This window comes from Serratia entomophila (assembly GCF_021462285.1).
In the GTDB taxonomy this organism is placed as follows: Bacteria; Pseudomonadota; Gammaproteobacteria; order Enterobacterales; family Enterobacteriaceae; genus Serratia; species Serratia entomophila.
This window is the reverse complement of record NZ_CP082787.1, coordinates 148925-164244: the sequence shown is the minus strand read 5'-3', so window position 1 is coordinate 164244 and position 15320 is coordinate 148925. Positions and strand designations below refer to the sequence as shown.

Below are 15320 nucleotides of genomic sequence, written 5' to 3'. Positions count from 1 at the left end.
GAGAAAACTATGTCCAACCATGACCAATTGCACCGTTACCTGTTTGAAAACTACGCGGTGCGCGGTGAGCTGGTTACCGTCAGCGAAACCTATCAGCAGGTATTGAGCAACCACGATTACCCGGCGCCGGTGCAGAAGCTGCTGGGCGAACTGCTGGTCGCCACCAGCCTGTTGACCGCCACCCTGAAGTTCGAAGGCGACATCACCGTGCAGCTGCAGGGTGACGGCCCGCTGAAGCTGGCGGTGGTCAACGGCAACAACCGCCAGGAAATGCGCGGCGTGGCGCGCGTCCAGGCGCCTATCGCCGAGGACAGCAGCCTGCATCAAATGATCGGCAACGGCGTTATGGTCATCACCATCGCGCCGGCGGAAGGCGAGCGCTATCAGGGCGTGGTCGGTCTTGAGGGTGAAACCCTGGCCGAATGCCTGGAAGCCTACTTCCGTCAGTCAGAACAGCTGCCGACCCGCCTGTTCATCCGCACCGGCGAAGCGGCCGCGGCCGGCATGCTGCTGCAGGTTCTGCCGGCGCAGGACGGCAACGCTGACGATTTCGATCACCTGGTGCAACTGACCAACACGGTGAAGAGCGAAGAGCTGTTCGGCCTGCCGGCCAACGAGGTGCTGTATCGCCTGTACCATCAGGAAGAAGTCACCCTGTACGAACCGCAGGACGTGCTGTTCCGCTGCACCTGTTCGCGCCAGCGTTGCGCTGATGCGCTGCTGACGCTGCCAACCGAAGAAGTGGCGGAAATGCTGGAGCAAGACGGCAATATCGACATGCATTGCGATTACTGCGGCAATCACTATGTCTTTGACCCGATGGACGTCGCCGCGCTGTATGCCGGTAACACCGGCGAAAGCGATCGGTTGCACTAAGTAACACCCCCTGTCGGCGGGCGCGCCCTGCGCCCGCCAATGCACGCCGTTTGCACGTTTGCTTTTTTCCGTGTTCTATCTCTCAGAACGTAACAAAATACCGCTTAAAACGTTAAATATTTGATACCCATCGCGGTTACGCGCCGTTGAATCCCTACAATTGCCGCCAGAAATTCTGTGACCAAGGAGTAGTAACATGCGCGTTAAAGGTATAACCCCTCAGGATCTGGCCGCCTACGGCATTCACGACGTAAGCGAAATCGTTCACAACCCGAGCTATGAACTGCTGTTTAAGGAAGAAACAGACCCATCTCTGGAAGGTTATGAGCGTGGGGTCGTCACCAAACTGGGTGCAGTTTCCGTCGATACCGGCATCTTTACCGGCCGTTCCCCGAAAGACAAATACATCGTCCGCGACGACACCACCCGCAACACCGTGTGGTGGGCCGATCAGGGCAAAGGCAAAAACGACAACAAACCCCTCAGCCCGGAAGTGTGGGCCGATCTGAAACACCTGGTCACCGAACAGCTCTCCGGCAAGCGCCTGTTCGTCGTGGATGCCTTCTGCGGCGCCAACGCCGACTCCCGTCTGAAAGTGCGCTTCATCACCGAGGTGGCCTGGCAGGCGCACTTCGTGAAAAACATGTTCATCCGCCCTGGCGACGAAGAGCTGCAGGATTTCGAACCGGACTTCATCGTAATGAACGGCGCCAAGTGCACCAACCCGAACTGGCAGCAGCAGGGCCTGAACTCGGAGAACTTCGTCGCCTTCAACCTGACCGAGCGCATGCAGCTGATCGGCGGCACCTGGTACGGCGGCGAGATGAAAAAGGGCATGTTCTCCATCATGAACTACCTGCTGCCGCTGAAAGGCATCGCCTCCATGCACTGCTCGGCCAACGTGGGCGAGAAAGGCGACGTCGCGGTATTCTTCGGCCTGTCCGGCACCGGCAAAACCACCCTGTCCACCGACCCGAAACGCCAGCTGATCGGCGATGACGAGCACGGTTGGGACGACGACGGCGTGTTCAACTTCGAGGGCGGCTGCTACGCCAAGACCATCAAGCTGTCTGAAGAAGCCGAGCCGGATATCTACCACGCCATCAAGCGCGATGCGCTGCTGGAAAACGTCACCGTATTGGCCGACGGCGCCATCGACTTCAACGACGGCTCGAAAACCGAGAACACCCGCGTTTCCTATCCTATCTACCACATTCAGAACATCGTCAAGCCGGTGTCCAAAGCGGGTCACGCCACCAAGGTCATCTTCCTGACCGCCGACGCCTTCGGCGTACTGCCGCCGGTATCGCGCCTGACCGCCAGCCAGACCCAGTACCACTTCCTGTCCGGCTTCACCGCCAAGCTGGCCGGCACCGAGCGCGGCGTGACCGAGCCGACGCCAACATTCTCCGCCTGCTTCGGCGCGGCTTTCCTGTCGCTGCACCCGACGCAGTACGCGGAAGTGCTGGTGAAACGCATGCAGGCCGCCGGCGCCCAGGCTTATCTGGTCAACACCGGCTGGAACGGCACCGGCAAACGTATCTCAATCAAAGACACGCGCGGTATTATCGACGCCATCCTGAGCGGTGAAATCGATAAGGCAGAGACCGTCACGCTGCCAATCTTCGATCTGGCGATGCCGACCGCCCTGCCAGGCGTGAACCCGGATATCCTTGATCCGCGCGCCACCTACGCCAGCGCCGCGCAGTGGCAGGAAAAGGCGCAGGATCTGGCCGAGCGCTTCATCACCAACTTCGATAAATACACCGATACGCCGGCGGGTGCCGCACTGGTCAGCGCCGGTCCGAAGCTGTAACCCGGTCGTTTTACCCCTTCAGCTAAGGCGCGGATACCGCGCCTTTTTTATTTTCATTGATTGCTTTATAACCAATAAAGCGAGAAAATAAAGCAATGCAATCATTGCTAGCAAAGGAGGTTTCAATGGCTACCATAACCGTCAGGAATTTGGACGATGAGATAAAAGAGCTGCTGCGCATTTCGGCAGCGAAAAATGGCCATTCCATGGAGGAAGAAGCAAGAATGATCCTGAAACAGGCGCTGGTGAAAAAGCCGCCGCGCTACGGGTTGGGTACCTGGATGCATCAGCACTTCGCCGAATTTGGCGGCGTCGAGCTGGACATTCCGCCGCGAGACGCCGTGCCGCCTCGCATAGTCAGCTTTGATGATGAAGATGGCAACGCATGATTATTCTCGACACCAACGTCATGTCAGAAACGCTGCGCCCCAGTCCGCACTACAACGTCATAAACTGGTTAAACGAAAAGGACAATGACGAGCTCTACCTGAGCGCCATTGTCATTGCCGAGCTGTTCAGCGGCGTCGCCTGCATGCCTGACGGCAAGCGTCAGCGGGATCTGAAGCTCAAATTGGCGGACGCCATCCAGCTGAAGTTCGAAGGGCAAATTCTGCCGTTTGACGGGCTGTGCGCGATGCAATACGCGGAGTTGACGGGAAGAAACCGGCTTCAGGGCAAGCTGATGAGCATGCCAGACACGCAAATCGCCGCCACCTGCCTGCATTACGGCGCCACATTGGCCACACGCAATACGCAAGACTTTCTCCACTGCGGCATCGAATTAATCGATCCGTGGCAGGCTCCGACCGGCCGCCGTCTGCATGAAGACGCGGCGGAATACTACGTGATGAGCCGGAAGTCCTGACGGGGCCGCACGGCGCGGCTCCCGCTAACAGGGTCAGACATTGTCCTTCGTGGGTTGATGCCCATTGGCCGACTCTTTTTTCTCCATCGGCAACGGAATGTAGGCGCGGATCAATAACCCGCCGCGTTCACTGGCGCCTATGTCCAACGCGCCGTCGTGCGCGTCGATAATACGCTGCACGATAGCCAAGCCCAACCCGGTGCCGCTGGTGCTGCGCGCGCTGTCGCCGCGCACGAAGGGCTGCAGCAGGTGTTTCAGCTCTTCCGGCTTGATGCCCGGGCCGTCATCCTCCACCTGGAACCAGCCGCGCTGCAGTTCACGCCCGCTGCTGACCTTAATCCAGCCGTTGCCGTAGCGCGCCGCATTAACCACCATGTTCACCGCCGCACGCTTAATCGACAGCGGGTGCACGTTCATCATCAGTTCGCCCGGCGACATTGCGGTTTCAATGACTCGCTCGTAGCCGCTTTCGGCCGCCACCACCTCGCCGAGGATGGCGTTGAGATCGCTCATCTCGGTCGGCATTTCCTGACCGGTGCGCAAGTAGTCGATAAACTGCTCGATGATGGCGTTGCACTCTTCGATGTCTTTATTGATCGACTCGGCCAGATAGCCGTCTTCGGCGCTCATCATTTCGGTCGCCAGGCGGATGCGCGTCAACGGGGTGCGCAGATCGTGGCTGACCCCGGCCATCAGCAGCGTGCGATCGTCGGCCAACTGCTTGACGCCCGACGCCATCTGGTTAAACGCGCGGGTGACCGAACGCACCTCTGAGGCGCCATACTCGCGCAACGGCGGGGGAATTATGCCTTTGCCCACCTGCAGAGCGGCGTGTTCCAGCTCCACCAGCGGCCGGTTTTGAATACGGATAAACAGCCAGGCGCCACCTATCGCCAACAGCATAATCGCCAGGGTATAGCGGAACAGCGGCGAGAAGTCGCCCTGATGAATTTCCGTCAGCGGAACGCGCACCCAGATATCGGGCTGCAGCCAGGTTTTCAGCCACACCACCGGAGAGTTCTTATTCACTTCCACCCGCACGTCGGTCGGCCCGCCAAGCTGCTGCGCCATCTGCTGGCTGAGGAACTGATAGTGCTGCGCCCAGCGCAGGCCGCTCTCCTCCGCCGCCGAATTGGTATACAGGGAGATCCCCAACTCGCGGTAGATTTCACGGCGGAACGCCGGCGGCACTTCCAGCAAGGTGCCATCCTCCAGCTGCAGCCGGTCGGTCATCAGCATACGCACTTCGTAAGCCAATACCTTGTTGAACTGCTGCAGGCTGGGCAGGATGGCGAAGTTCAGCACCACCAGATAGGTCGTCACCAGGCTGACGAACAGCAAGGTGACGATCAACAACAGAGTTCGGGCAAACGAGCTACGCGGTGAAAAGCGCAATCGCCTCATGCCTTGCTGCCGTCCGGAACGAAGACGTAGCCAAGACCCCAGACGGTCTGGATATAGCGCGGGTGTGCGGGATCTTCTTCAACCATGCGGCGCAGGCGGGAAATCTGCACGTCGATGGAGCGCTCCATCGCGCTGTATTCGCGGCCGCGCGCGAGGTTCATCAACTTATCGCGGGACAAGGGTTCGCGCGGGTGGCTCACCAGCGCTTTCAGCACCGCAAACTCCCCGCTGGTCAACGGCATAGGCTCGTCTTCACGGAACATCTCACGGGTGCCGAGGTTCAGTTTGAATTTGCCGAAGGCAATCACCGCCTCTTCCTGCGAAGGGGCGCCCGGCAGCTCATTGGCCTGGCGGCGCAGCACCGCACGGATGCGGGCCAACAGTTCGCGCGGGTTGAACGGTTTTGGGATGTAGTCGTCGGCGCCGATCTCCAGGCCGACGATGCGGTCCACTTCTTCGCCTTTGGCGGTGACCATAATGATCGGCATAGGGTTGCTTTGGCTGCGCAGGCGGCGGCAGATAGACAGGCCATCTTCGCCCGGCAGCATCAGATCCAGCACCATCAGGTGGAAAGATTCACGGGTCAGCAAGCGATCCATTTGCTCAGCGTTGGCCACGCTGCGAACCTGAAAGCCCTGCTCGGTTAAATAACGCTCTAAAAGCGCACGCAGGCGCATGTCGTCATCGACGACCAGAATCTTATGATTCTCTTGCATTGTATTACTCCCAAAGGCTTTATTGCCTGACGCGAATATTGTTAAAAAACCCCGTCAATTCGGACAGCGTTTAATGGTATATATTCTAGACGAAATTGTTACAAAGCTTATTCTTTTGCCCATTTATCAACAATTTTCGGCAAATGTCGACGGCAGTTCGCCAAAATCACGGCGTTTATCAGCCCAATGTGGGATAACCGCCCAATTCCGCCTCATTACCGCTTTACGGCCGCTGGCGCAGTGTACCCCAGCCGCCTGAGAAAAAACGGCCGCCGGCGGGATTTTTGCGCGGTGGCCGTATTGGCGGCTTATCTTGCCGAAGGCGTTTGCAAGAAGCGCTCTAGCTGGCGGCGCAGCTGGCGGTTCTCTTTCTGCAGTTCGTCGACCCGATCCAGCAGGGTCAGCGCCATGGCGATGCCGGGCCAGTCCAGATCCAGCTCGGCCCGCAGGCGCCGTGCGCGGCGCAGATGGCTCAGCGCCGGGTAGTCGAACTCCCAGCTCGGCTGCTCCGGCTGCAGCGGCACAATGACCCCCAGCGCCACAACCTCGATCAGCTCGTCCTGCGAAATGTCCACCCTCTGACACAGTTCCACCAGGGTAAAGGTTATCTCTTTGCTCATCATGTTTACTCCCATTCCGTCCGGGGATTGAACGCCGCCTGCTCTGCCAGCTCACGCCACAGGGCGCTGGCTTTTTCGTCCGGCTTCGGCGGCATCACCACCTTGAGAATGGCGTACAGGTCGCCCGTCTCTTTTTTGCCGACCAGCCCCTTGCCCTTGGCCCGCAGCCGCCTGCCGCTCTGGCTGCCGGCGGGAATGGTCAACGCGATTTTGCCGGTCAGCGTCGGCACTTCGATGCTGGCCCCCAGCGCCGCTTCCCACGGCGCCAGCGGCACCACGATGTGCAGGTTGTGGCCGTCGACCTCGAACAGCGGATGCGGCGCGATGCGAATGATCAGGTACAGATCGCCATTCTGGCCGCCTCCGACGCCGGCGACGCCCTGGCCCTTGAGGCGAATGCGCTCGCCGTCGACCACGCCTGCCGGAATTTTCACGTTCAGCGTTTTGCCGGCTTCGCTCACCTGCCGGCCCATTTCGTCGTAAACCGGCAACTGGTAGGAAATCTCGCGGCTTTGGCCATGCAGCGTCTCTTCGAGAAACACCGGCACTTCCATCTCAAGATCCTGGCCGCGGAAACCGTGCCCGCCGTGCGAGCCATGGGTGGAGGAACGTCTCCCGCCGGCCGCATGGCCGCCGAACATGCTCTCGAAGAAGTCTGAGAAGTCTTGCCCGTCTTCGCCATGCCAGGAGGCGCTCTGTTGATAGCCGCCACGATCGCCGCGCGTCTGGCGGCCAAAGTTCGGATCGTTGCGGTGCAGCCTGAGTTGATCGTATTCGGCGCGGCGCTCTTCGTCTTTCAGCACCTCATAGGCCTCGGCGAGCTCCTTGAACTTGCTTTCGGCATCCTCTTCGGTACTGACGTCAGGGTGGTATTTGCGCGCCAGCCGGCGGTAGGCGGTTTTGATGGTTTTCAAATCGGCGGCGGGCTCGACCCCCATCGTCGCGTAATAGTCTTTAAATTCCATGCAGTAATACCTTCAATTTGATGGGTTATGCGCCAAAATTCCTTGTTTCCTCTTCAGATAATCCCTCCTTTCTTCGTCGCTCTCCGTCTCCGGTAATACGTTGGCGGGATGGCTGCGTCGCTCACCCTGCCGCTACCGCTAAGCATACTCCCGATTGTTAAAAACTGCGCAGGCTGATACAAACAATACGATGGCTCGCAGGCAGCCAAACGCCCTTTTTAAAGCCCCCCGCATTCACGTACACTGGGGCCGTGGCCCAATAAAGATCAATCACGATGAGAACTCAACTGATAACCCGCGAAGGCTACGACAAGCTCAAGCAGGAACTGGATTTCCTCTGGCGCGAAGAACGCCCCGAGGTGACCAAGAAAGTGACCTGGGCCGCCAGCCTGGGCGACAGAAGTGAAAACGCCGACTACCAGTACAACAAGAAGCGGCTGCGCGAGATCGATCGCCGCGTTCGCTATCTGACCAAGTGCCTGGAACAGTTGAAGATCGTCGACTACTCGCCCCAGCAGGAAGGCAAGGTGTTCTTCGGCGCCTGGGTGGAGGTGGAGAATGACGATGGCGACGTCAAACGTTTCCGCATCGTCGGCTACGACGAGATTTTTGGCCGCCGCGACTACATCTCCATCGATGCGCCGATGGCCCGCGCCTTGCTGAAGAAAGAGGTCGGCGACACCGCCATCGTCAACACCCCGTTGGGCGAAGCGCTGTGGTACGTCAACGCGATCGAATACCCGAAGTAAGATTCGGTTTTTTCTGAACGGCCGCCCATCGCCGCAGCACAGGCCGCTTTATGCGTTCCGGCGGCGGCGGCGCGGCCTGCTCCACTGGCATTTTCCGCGCGCAATCCGTATAACTGTCCCCTGTTTATTCACCGTTCTCAACACAGATACCAGACTTATGAATGACCCACTGAGCCGCATTATTGCAACAGAACTGCAGGCCCGGCCGGAGCAAGTTGACTCCGCCATCCGTCTGCTGGATGAAGGTAATACCGTGCCCTTTATTGCACGCTATCGTAAGGAAGTCACTGGGGGCCTGGACGACACCCAACTGCGCCAGCTGGAAACCCGCCTGGGCTATCTGCGTGAACTGGAAGACCGCCGTCAGACCATCCTGAAATCGATCGACGAACAGGGCAAACTGACCGAGCAGCTGGCGGGGGCGATTAACGCCACGCTGAGCAAAACCGAACTCGAAGACCTTTACCTGCCGTACAAACCAAAGCGCCGCACTCGCGGCCAGATCGCCATCGAAGCCGGCCTGGAACCGCTGGCGGATACCCTGTGGCAGGATCCTCAGCAGCAGCCGGAGCTGCTGGCCGAAAGTTACGTTAACGCCGATAAAGGCGTGGCGGACGTGAAAGCCGCCCTCGACGGCGCACGCTATATTCTGATGGAACGTTTTGCCGAAGACGCCACCCTGCTGGCCAAGGTGCGTAACTACCTGTGGAAAAACGCCCATCTGGTGTCCAAGGTAGTGGAAGGCAAGGAAGAGGAAGGCGCCAAATTCCGCGACTACTTCGATCACCACGAACCGATTTCCCAGGTGCCTTCGCACCGCGCGCTGGCGATGTTCCGCGGCCGCAACGAAGGCGTGCTGCAGCTGGCGCTGAACGCCGATCCGCAGTTTGAAGAAGCGCCGCGCGAAAGCCAGGGCGAGCAGATCATCATCAACCACCTCGACCTGCGCCTGAACGATGCGCCGGCCGACGCCTGGCGCAAAGCGGTGGTCAACTGGACCTGGCGCATCAAGGTGCTGCTGCACCTGGAAACCGAATTAATGGGCACGGTGCGCGAACGCGCGGAAGACGAAGCGATCAACGTCTTCGCCCGCAACATGCAGGATCTGCTGATGGCCGCCCCGGCCGGCATGCGCGCCACCATGGGCCTGGACCCGGGCCTGCGCACCGGGGTGAAGGTTGCCGTGGTGGACGCCACCGGCAAGCTGGTCGCCACCGACACCGTCTACCCGCATACCGGCCAGGCGGCCAAAGCCGCCGCCATCGTCGCGGCGCTGTGCATCAAGCATAAGGTGGAACTGGTCGCCATCGGCAACGGCACCGCCTCGCGCGAGACCGAACGCTTCTACCTCGATCTGCAAAAACAGTTCAGCGACGTTAAAGCGCAGAAAGTGATCGTCAGCGAAGCCGGCGCCTCGGTGTATTCCGCCTCCGAACTGGCGGCTCTGGAATTCCCTAACCTCGATGTCTCGCTGCGCGGCGCGGTATCCATCGCCCGCCGCCTGCAGGATCCGCTGGCGGAGCTGGTGAAGATCGACCCGAAATCCATCGGCGTCGGCCAGTATCAGCACGACGTCAGCCAGAGCCAGCTGGCCAAGAAACTGGATTCGGTGGTGGAAGACTGCGTGAACGCCGTCGGTGTCGACCTGAATACCGCTTCTGTGCCGCTGCTGACCCGCGTGGCCGGTCTGACGCGCATGATGGCGCAGAACATCGTCAACTGGCGTGATGAGAACGGCCGCTTCAGCAATCGCGAGCAGCTGTTGAAAGTCAGCCGCCTGGGGCCGAAGGCCTTCGAACAGTGCGCCGGCTTCTTGCGCATCAACCACGGCGACAACCCGCTGGACGCCTCCACCGTTCACCCGGAAACCTACCCGGTGGTGGAACGCATTCTGGCCGCCACCCAGCAGGCGCTGCAGGATTTGATGGGCAATTCGTCGGCGGTGCGCAGCCTGAAGGCCAGCGACTTTACCGACGAAAAGTTCGGTATGCCGACGGTAACCGACATTCTGAAAGAGCTGGAGAAACCAGGCCGCGACCCGCGCCCTGAGTTCAAAACCGCCACCTTTGCCGAAGGCGTTGAAACCCTCAACGATCTGCAGCCGGGAATGGTCCTCGAAGGTTCGGTCACCAACGTCACTAACTTCGGCGCCTTTGTGGATATCGGCGTGCATCAGGACGGCCTGGTGCATATCTCCTCGCTGGCGGATAAGTTTGTTGAAGATCCGCACACCGTGGTGAAAGCCGGCGACATCGTCAAAGTGAAGGTGATGGAGGTCGATCTGCAGCGCAAACGCATCGCGCTGAGCATGCGCCTGGATGAACAGCCGGGCGAAGGCTCGCCGCGCCGCGGCGGCGGCACGGCGGCGCCGGCGCGCGATAACGCCAACCGGGCGCCGGCCAACAAAACCAAGCCGCGCGCCAGCGCGCCGGCCGGCAACAGCGCCATGGGCGATGCCCTGGCGGCGGCGTTCGGTAAAAAACGTTAAGCCTGGCTATTCAGGGCGGAGTTTGCTCCGCCCTTGCCGCAAATTATCGCAACGCTTTTTTGACCCGCCTCAATAAACCGCCAACTTTTTATTCTCCCCCCCGCCTCTCAATCTCCCCCTCGGTAAATCGCCACCGATAGCCCTTTATTAACACTTCAATTAACACCCCGTTTTCATTTTGCGATTTATGGGCGAAACACAAATGGTTACCGCTCGCATTCAGCCAGGAAAATGTTATTAAATTTTCTGCGGTGCAAATAAAAAGCGATCCGGCCGCCGCCTTATTTTGCAAACGGGAAAAAACCGCCGCAATTGCGTAACGGATTTAACCCGCCATTCTCATTTGTGCCGCACCGTGGGCGGTGGTAAAACGGCTGCCGGTAAGGCAATGCCACCGGCAGCGAAGGGTGCATAATAATTGGTTACGATAGCCCTACTTTTTGTATTGATTTTGGCAATGATTCTCATTACCATTATTTCCCTTATTTAGCGCATGACCTTATGGATGAATAACGCCGGCTGTTAACCGGCAACGCTTAATAATCATCAGCCCGACTATCATCGGTTCGCGAAAGGTTAATAACATGCAACTTCAGCCTAAACACGCCTATAAAATCGTCGGCTTCTCCAGCGAGATTGGCGCAGCCTATCGCCAGAAACTGTTATCGCTCGGCATGCTGCCCGGTTCTTCATTCGACGTGGTGCGCGTCGCGCCGCTCGGCGATCCGATAGAAATAAAAACCCGCCGCGTCAGCCTGGTGCTGCGTAAAAAAGACCTGGCCCTGCTGCTGCTCGACGGCCAGTCCTGACCCGTTTGCCGCCGCTCCGCTGCGTCGGCGCTGTTTTCACTGACTGGTATCACCCTGGATTATGAAAAAACTCACCATCGGCTTAATAGGCAATCCAAACTCCGGTAAAACCACGCTGTTCAATCAGCTGACCGGGGCCAGACAGCGGGTCGGCAACTGGGCGGGCGTTACGGTCGAACGCAAGGAGGGCCACTTCGCGACGCCGCAGTCTGAGGCCAAGCTGGTCGATCTGCCGGGCACCTATTCCCTGACCACCATCTCGGAGCAAACCTCGCTCGACGAACAGATCGCCTGCCACTATATCCTCAGCGGCGACGCCGATCTGTTGATCAACGTGGTCGACGCCTCCAACCTGGAGCGCAATCTTTACCTGACGCTGCAGCTGCTGGAACTGGGCATTCCCTGCATCGTCGCGCTGAACATGCTCGACATCGCCAAAAGCCAGCGCATCGACATCGACGTCGCCGCGCTGTCGGCGCGCCTCGGCTGCCCGGTGGTGCCGATGGTCTCCACCCGGGCCGACGGCATCGGCGTGCTGAAGCAAATGATCGACCACCACCGGTTCAACGAGCTGAAGGCGCTGGTGAATTACCCGCCGCTGCTGCTGAAAGAGGTCGCCACGCTGAGCGACGCCATGCCGCAAACCCTGCCGACGGAACAACGCCGCTGGCTGGCGCTGCAGATGCTGGAGGGGGATATCTACAGCCACAGCCTGGCGGGCGGCGCCGCCGCACTGCTGCCGGCGGCCAGGCAGACGCTGCAACGGCAGCAGCAGGAAGACCCGGCGTTGGTGATTGCCGATGCCCGCTACCAGTCGATCGCCGCGCTGTGCGATGCGGTCAGCAACGCGCAGCAGGCGATGCCGAATCGCCTGACCGAACTGCTGGATAACCTGATCCTCAACCGTTGGCTCGGGGTGCCTATCTTCCTGCTGGTGATGTACCTGATGTTCCTGCTGGCGATCAACATCGGCGGCGCGCTGCAGCCGATTTTCGATATCGGCTCGGCGGCCATCTTCATTCAGGGCATCCAGTGGCTCGGTGGTACGCTGCACTTCCCCGCGTGGCTGACCATCTTCCTGGCGCAGGGGGTCGGCGGCGGCATCAACACCGTGCTGCCGCTGGTGCCGCAGATCGGCATGATGTACCTGTTCCTCTCGTTCCTGGAAGACTCCGGCTACATGGCGCGCGCGGCCTTCGTCATGGATCGCCTGATGCAGGCGCTCGGGCTGCCGGGCAAATCCTTCGTGCCCCTGATCGTCGGCTTCGGCTGCAACGTGCCTTCCATCATGGGCGCCCGCACGCTGGACGCCCAGCGCGAGCGGCTGATTACCATCATGATGGCGCCTTTCATGTCGTGCGGCGCCCGTCTGGCAATCTTTGCCGTGTTCGCCGCCGCCTTCTTCGGCCAGGACGGCGCGGGCGTGGTGTTCTCGCTGTATATGCTCGGCATCGTGGTGGCAGTCCTCACCGGCCTGGTGCTGAAATACACCATCATGCGCGGCGAAGCCTCGCCGTTCGTCATGGAACTGCCGGTCTATCACGTGCCGCATCTGAAAAGCCTGCTGCTGCAAACCTGGCAGCGGCTAAAAGGCTTCGTGCTGCGTGCCGGCAAGGTGATCGTCATCGCCAGCATCTTTATCGGCGGGCTGAACAGTTTCTCGTTCAGCGGCAAACCGGTCGGCAACATCAACGATTCCGCACTGGCGTCGGTGTCAAAAGTGCTGACGCCGCTGCTGCAGCCGATGGGCGTACGCGGCGATAACTGGCAGGCCACCGTCGGCCTGGTGACCGGCGCCATGGCCAAAGAGGTGGTGGTCGGCACCTTGAATACCCTGTACACCGCCGAACATATCAGCAACGAGGCATTCGACGCCGCCAACTTTAACCTGCTGGACGAACTGAGCGGCGCGCTGCAAGAAACCTGGCAGGGGCTGAAAAATACCTTCAGCCTGAGCGTGCTCTCCAACCCGATCGAGGCCAGCAAGGGCGACGGCGAAATGGGCGTCGGTTCAATGGGCGTAATGAGCAACAAATTCGGCTCGGGCATTGCCGCCTACAGCTACCTGATTTTTGTGCTGCTGTATGTGCCCTGCGTGTCGGTGATGGGCGCCATAGCCCGCGAATCAAGCCGCGGCTGGATGACCTTTTCCATTCTATGGGGGCTGAACATCGCCTATTCGCTGGCGACGCTGTTCTACCAGGCGGCGACATTCAGCCAGCATCCGCAGTACAGCCTGACTGCGATCCTGGCGGTGTTGCTGGTGAACCTGCTGATCCTGCTTGGCCTGCGCCGGGCGCGCAGCCGCGTGACGGTGCGGCTTGGCCACGCCACGCCCGCCGCCTGCTGCCAAAGCGCCAAGGGGAGCTGCCACTGATGGCCGGCCTGCTGCAGGTTCGCGATGCGCTGGCGTTGCACGGCAGCGCACAGGCGCAGCAGCTCAGCCGGCTGTTGGCGACGCCGCTGCCGCTGGTGCAGGCGATGCTGGAGCGTTTAACGGCCATGGGCAAAGTGGTGCGCATCGAGCAGGATAACGGCGCCTGCCTGAGCGGCAGTTGCAAAAGCTGCCCGCAAGGGCAAGGGTGCAGTACGGTGGTGTATCGTTTGACGCGATCGCATCAGGGGCGCGCATAGCGCCCCTGAACGTTTGGGGATTATTGCTTGTCTTTGTAGACTTCAGCGATGGCGCTGAACTTGCCGTGCTCACGGCCAGCCAGAATGACGAAATACTGGCCGCCTTTCTCGTCCGCCAGTTTGGACAACTCTTCCTTCGCGTCCATCGGCGACGTGGTTTCCGCGGTGGTAGTCACGGTGCCGAGCTTCTCGTATTTACCCGGATTCTTGTCCAGATCTTCCTTGGTCAGCAGGGTCGCCGCCAGAGAGCTGAAAGACACCGAACCCACCACCAACGCTGCTATTATCATCTTCAATGATTTCATGACTCTACCTCTCAATGGATAATTTATCTGTTATGAAAGCCGTCAAGAGTCAATGCGCGATAAGGCAGGCTGCCGCGACATCCTCAGGCTTCGTTGCTTTCCCTGACGAGGCCTTGTTTCCCAGAGACGAAACGCCAAAATGAAAAACCCGCAGGTTTTTTTTCATTTTGCAGCCAACGCATTGACCTCCTAAGTATCGAACAGCTTTGTCTTTTATCCACCCAAAGGCCGTTTTTTTAGCGCCCTATTGTGCGCTTCCCCGCCCGCTGTCATGCGCCTGGATAAAGCTTTCAACCATCGACGCAAACTCATCCGGATGAGAAATAAAGGGCGCGTGGGCGGCTTTGGGCACGATCGCCGAGGCAGAGTGCGGCCAGCCGGCGTCAAGCAGCTCCGCGACTTTGCGCGGCACCAGCCCGTCCAGATAGCCGTAAATGCGCAACAGCGGCAGGGTTAGCTGCGCCAGCGGTTTGCGCAGATCGGCAGTGCGCAGGATCTCCAGGCCGCCGTTTAGCACCTCGACCGTCGGCGTCGGCTGACTGAGCACCACCGCCTTCAACTGCCGGGCATCCTGGCGCGCGCTTTCGGTGCCCAGCGTCTGCAGGGCCAAAAAACGCTCGACGGTGCGCTGAAAATCCTGGCTCAGCTGGTGCTGAAAGCCGCTCAGCACCTCCGGGCGGATCCCTGGCCAATCGTCCTGCGCGGTAAAGCACGGTGAAGAAGCGACGGTGATCAGCCCGAGCACCCGCTGCGGCTGCAGCAGCGCCGCCTGGCTGGCCACCAGCCCGCCGAGCGACCAACCGAGCCACCAGGCCTGCGGCGGCGCGGCGGCCAGCACCTTCTCCGCCATCTGCTCAAGCGGCATAGCGCCAAACCCCTGGCTGCGGCCATAGCCCGGCAAATCCACCAGGTGCAGGCGAAAATGCGGCGTCAGCCGCGCCAGCATGCAACCCCACACCTCGGCGTTCAAACCCCAGCCGTGCAGCAGCACAAGATCGCGCTCGCCTTCCCCTATCGTTTGCCAGTACAGCGCTGTCATCGGTTAATGTCCTTTCAAGTTCATACGTTAGCGG

At 60.0% G+C, this 15320-nt stretch carries 15 protein-coding genes; 9 read left to right on the top strand and 6 right to left on the bottom strand.

The genetic code is table 11. The annotated features are described in order from the left end of the window. The first annotated feature begins 9 nt into the window (after positions 1-9). The 4 genes from hslO (at position 10) to KHA73_RS00650 (ending at position 3557) form a co-directional block, all read left to right on the top strand. Positions 10-876 carry an Hsp33 family molecular chaperone HslO gene (hslO, locus tag KHA73_RS00665; protein ID WP_234587445.1) on the top strand — a complete coding sequence of 289 codons (867 nt, stop codon included), beginning with the start codon at positions 10-12 and terminating at the stop codon, positions 874-876. 196 nt (positions 877-1072) lie between these two features. After that, complete coding sequence (gene pckA, locus KHA73_RS00660) at positions 1073-2692, top strand: phosphoenolpyruvate carboxykinase (ATP) (RefSeq protein WP_234587443.1); 1620 nt, start codon at positions 1073-1075, stop codon at positions 2690-2692. Positions 2693-2817: 125 nt separating this feature from the next. After that, positions 2818-3081 carry a FitA-like ribbon-helix-helix domain-containing protein gene (locus KHA73_RS00655; protein ID WP_234587441.1) on the top strand — a complete coding sequence of 88 codons (264 nt, stop codon included), beginning with the start codon at positions 2818-2820 and terminating at the stop codon, positions 3079-3081. Then, positions 3078-3557: a type II toxin-antitoxin system VapC family toxin gene (locus tag KHA73_RS00650; protein ID WP_234587439.1), complete on the top strand. Its 480-nt coding sequence runs from the start codon at positions 3078-3080 to the stop codon at positions 3555-3557. The genes KHA73_RS00655 and KHA73_RS00650 overlap by 4 nt, the downstream gene beginning before the upstream one ends. Positions 3558-3590: 33 nt before the next feature. Here KHA73_RS00650 and envZ read toward each other — a convergent pair whose 3' ends face one another. The 4 genes from envZ to cbpA all read right to left on the bottom strand — a co-directional run bounded on the left by envZ (position 3591) and on the right by cbpA (position 7262). Next, on the bottom strand, positions 3591-4961 hold the full coding sequence (gene envZ / locus KHA73_RS00645; protein ID WP_234587438.1) for a two-component system sensor histidine kinase EnvZ: 1371 nt from the start codon (positions 4959-4961) through the stop codon (positions 3591-3593). After that, positions 4958-5677, bottom strand: a complete 720-nt coding sequence (ompR, locus tag KHA73_RS00640; RefSeq protein WP_004709363.1) for an osmolarity response regulator transcription factor OmpR — start codon at positions 5675-5677, stop codon at positions 4958-4960. The genes envZ and ompR overlap by 4 nt, the downstream gene beginning before the upstream one ends. A gap of 308 nt (positions 5678-5985) precedes the next feature. Beyond that, the gene (locus KHA73_RS00635; RefSeq protein ID WP_234587436.1) at positions 5986-6300 is read right to left on the bottom strand and encodes a chaperone modulator CbpM; all 315 of its coding nucleotides are present in this window, start codon (positions 6298-6300) and stop codon (positions 5986-5988) included. Positions 6301-6302: 2 nt separating this feature from the next. After that, positions 6303-7262, bottom strand: a complete 960-nt coding sequence (gene cbpA / locus KHA73_RS00630; RefSeq protein WP_234587434.1) for a curved DNA-binding protein — start codon at positions 7260-7262, stop codon at positions 6303-6305. 275 nt (positions 7263-7537) lie between these two features. On the opposite strand from cbpA, the gene greB reads away from it, so the two are divergent. The 5 genes from greB to KHA73_RS00605 all read left to right on the top strand — a co-directional run bounded on the left by greB (position 7538) and on the right by KHA73_RS00605 (position 13942). Next, the gene (gene greB / locus KHA73_RS00625) at positions 7538-8011 is read left to right on the top strand and encodes a transcription elongation factor GreB (protein WP_234587432.1); all 474 of its coding nucleotides are present in this window, start codon (positions 7538-7540) and stop codon (positions 8009-8011) included. Positions 8012-8168: 157 nt separating this feature from the next. After that, a complete protein-coding gene (locus KHA73_RS00620; protein WP_234587431.1) occupies positions 8169-10499 on the top strand; it encodes a Tex family protein in 2331 nt (776 codons plus the stop codon). Positions 10500-11083: 584 nt separating this feature from the next. Next, positions 11084-11308, top strand: a complete 225-nt coding sequence (gene feoA, locus KHA73_RS00615) for a ferrous iron transporter A (RefSeq protein WP_234587429.1) — start codon at positions 11084-11086, stop codon at positions 11306-11308. A 61-nt stretch (positions 11309-11369) separates the two neighbouring features. After that, complete coding sequence (feoB, locus tag KHA73_RS00610; protein ID WP_234587428.1) at positions 11370-13685, top strand: Fe(2+) transporter permease subunit FeoB; 2316 nt, start codon at positions 11370-11372, stop codon at positions 13683-13685. Continuing rightward, entirely contained in the window at positions 13685-13942 is a 258-nt protein-coding gene (locus KHA73_RS00605; RefSeq protein ID WP_234587426.1) for a FeoC-like transcriptional regulator, read from the top strand. The genes feoB and KHA73_RS00605 overlap by 1 nt, the downstream gene beginning before the upstream one ends. Before the next feature lie 20 nt (positions 13943-13962). On the opposite strand, the gene KHA73_RS00600 is transcribed toward KHA73_RS00605, so the two are convergent. Then, on the bottom strand, positions 13963-14247 hold the full coding sequence (locus tag KHA73_RS00600; RefSeq protein WP_234587424.1) for a YdgH/BhsA/McbA-like domain containing protein: 285 nt from the start codon (positions 14245-14247) through the stop codon (positions 13963-13965). A gap of 244 nt (positions 14248-14491) precedes the next feature. Next, positions 14492-15286 (bottom strand): pimeloyl-ACP methyl ester esterase BioH, encoded by a 795-nt coding sequence (gene bioH, locus KHA73_RS00595; protein WP_234587423.1) that lies wholly within the window; start codon positions 15284-15286, stop codon positions 14492-14494. Between the last annotated feature and the right edge of the window lie 34 nt (positions 15287-15320).

What these genes read in the sequence shown, in the direction of transcription:
- hslO (WP_234587445.1), top strand. Translation starts at nt 10, where the DNA reads ATGTCCAACCATGACCAATTGCACCGTTACCTGTTTGAAAACTACGCG.
- pckA (WP_234587443.1), top strand. Translation starts at nt 1,073, where the DNA reads ATGCGCGTTAAAGGTATAACCCCTCAGGATCTGGCCGCCTACGGCATT.
- KHA73_RS00655 (WP_234587441.1), top strand. Translation starts at nt 2,818, where the DNA reads ATGGCTACCATAACCGTCAGGAATTTGGACGATGAGATAAAAGAGCTG.
- KHA73_RS00650 (WP_234587439.1), top strand. Translation starts at nt 3,078, where the DNA reads ATGATTATTCTCGACACCAACGTCATGTCAGAAACGCTGCGCCCCAGT.
- envZ (WP_234587438.1), bottom strand. Translation starts at nt 4,961, where the DNA reads ATGAGGCGATTGCGCTTTTCACCGCGTAGCTCGTTTGCCCGAACTCTG.
- ompR (WP_004709363.1), bottom strand. Translation starts at nt 5,677, where the DNA reads ATGCAAGAGAATCATAAGATTCTGGTCGTCGATGACGACATGCGCCTG.
- KHA73_RS00635 (WP_234587436.1), bottom strand. Translation starts at nt 6,300, where the DNA reads ATGATGAGCAAAGAGATAACCTTTACCCTGGTGGAACTGTGTCAGAGG.
- cbpA (WP_234587434.1), bottom strand. Translation starts at nt 7,262, where the DNA reads ATGGAATTTAAAGACTATTACGCGACGATGGGGGTCGAGCCCGCCGCC.
- greB (WP_234587432.1), top strand. Translation starts at nt 7,538, where the DNA reads ATGAGAACTCAACTGATAACCCGCGAAGGCTACGACAAGCTCAAGCAG.
- KHA73_RS00620 (WP_234587431.1), top strand. Translation starts at nt 8,169, where the DNA reads ATGAATGACCCACTGAGCCGCATTATTGCAACAGAACTGCAGGCCCGG.
- feoA (WP_234587429.1), top strand. Translation starts at nt 11,084, where the DNA reads ATGCAACTTCAGCCTAAACACGCCTATAAAATCGTCGGCTTCTCCAGC.
- feoB (WP_234587428.1), top strand. Translation starts at nt 11,370, where the DNA reads ATGAAAAAACTCACCATCGGCTTAATAGGCAATCCAAACTCCGGTAAA.
- KHA73_RS00605 (WP_234587426.1), top strand. Translation starts at nt 13,685, where the DNA reads ATGGCCGGCCTGCTGCAGGTTCGCGATGCGCTGGCGTTGCACGGCAGC.
- KHA73_RS00600 (WP_234587424.1), bottom strand. Translation starts at nt 14,247, where the DNA reads ATGAAATCATTGAAGATGATAATAGCAGCGTTGGTGGTGGGTTCGGTG.
- bioH (WP_234587423.1), bottom strand. Translation starts at nt 15,286, where the DNA reads ATGACAGCGCTGTACTGGCAAACGATAGGGGAAGGCGAGCGCGATCTT.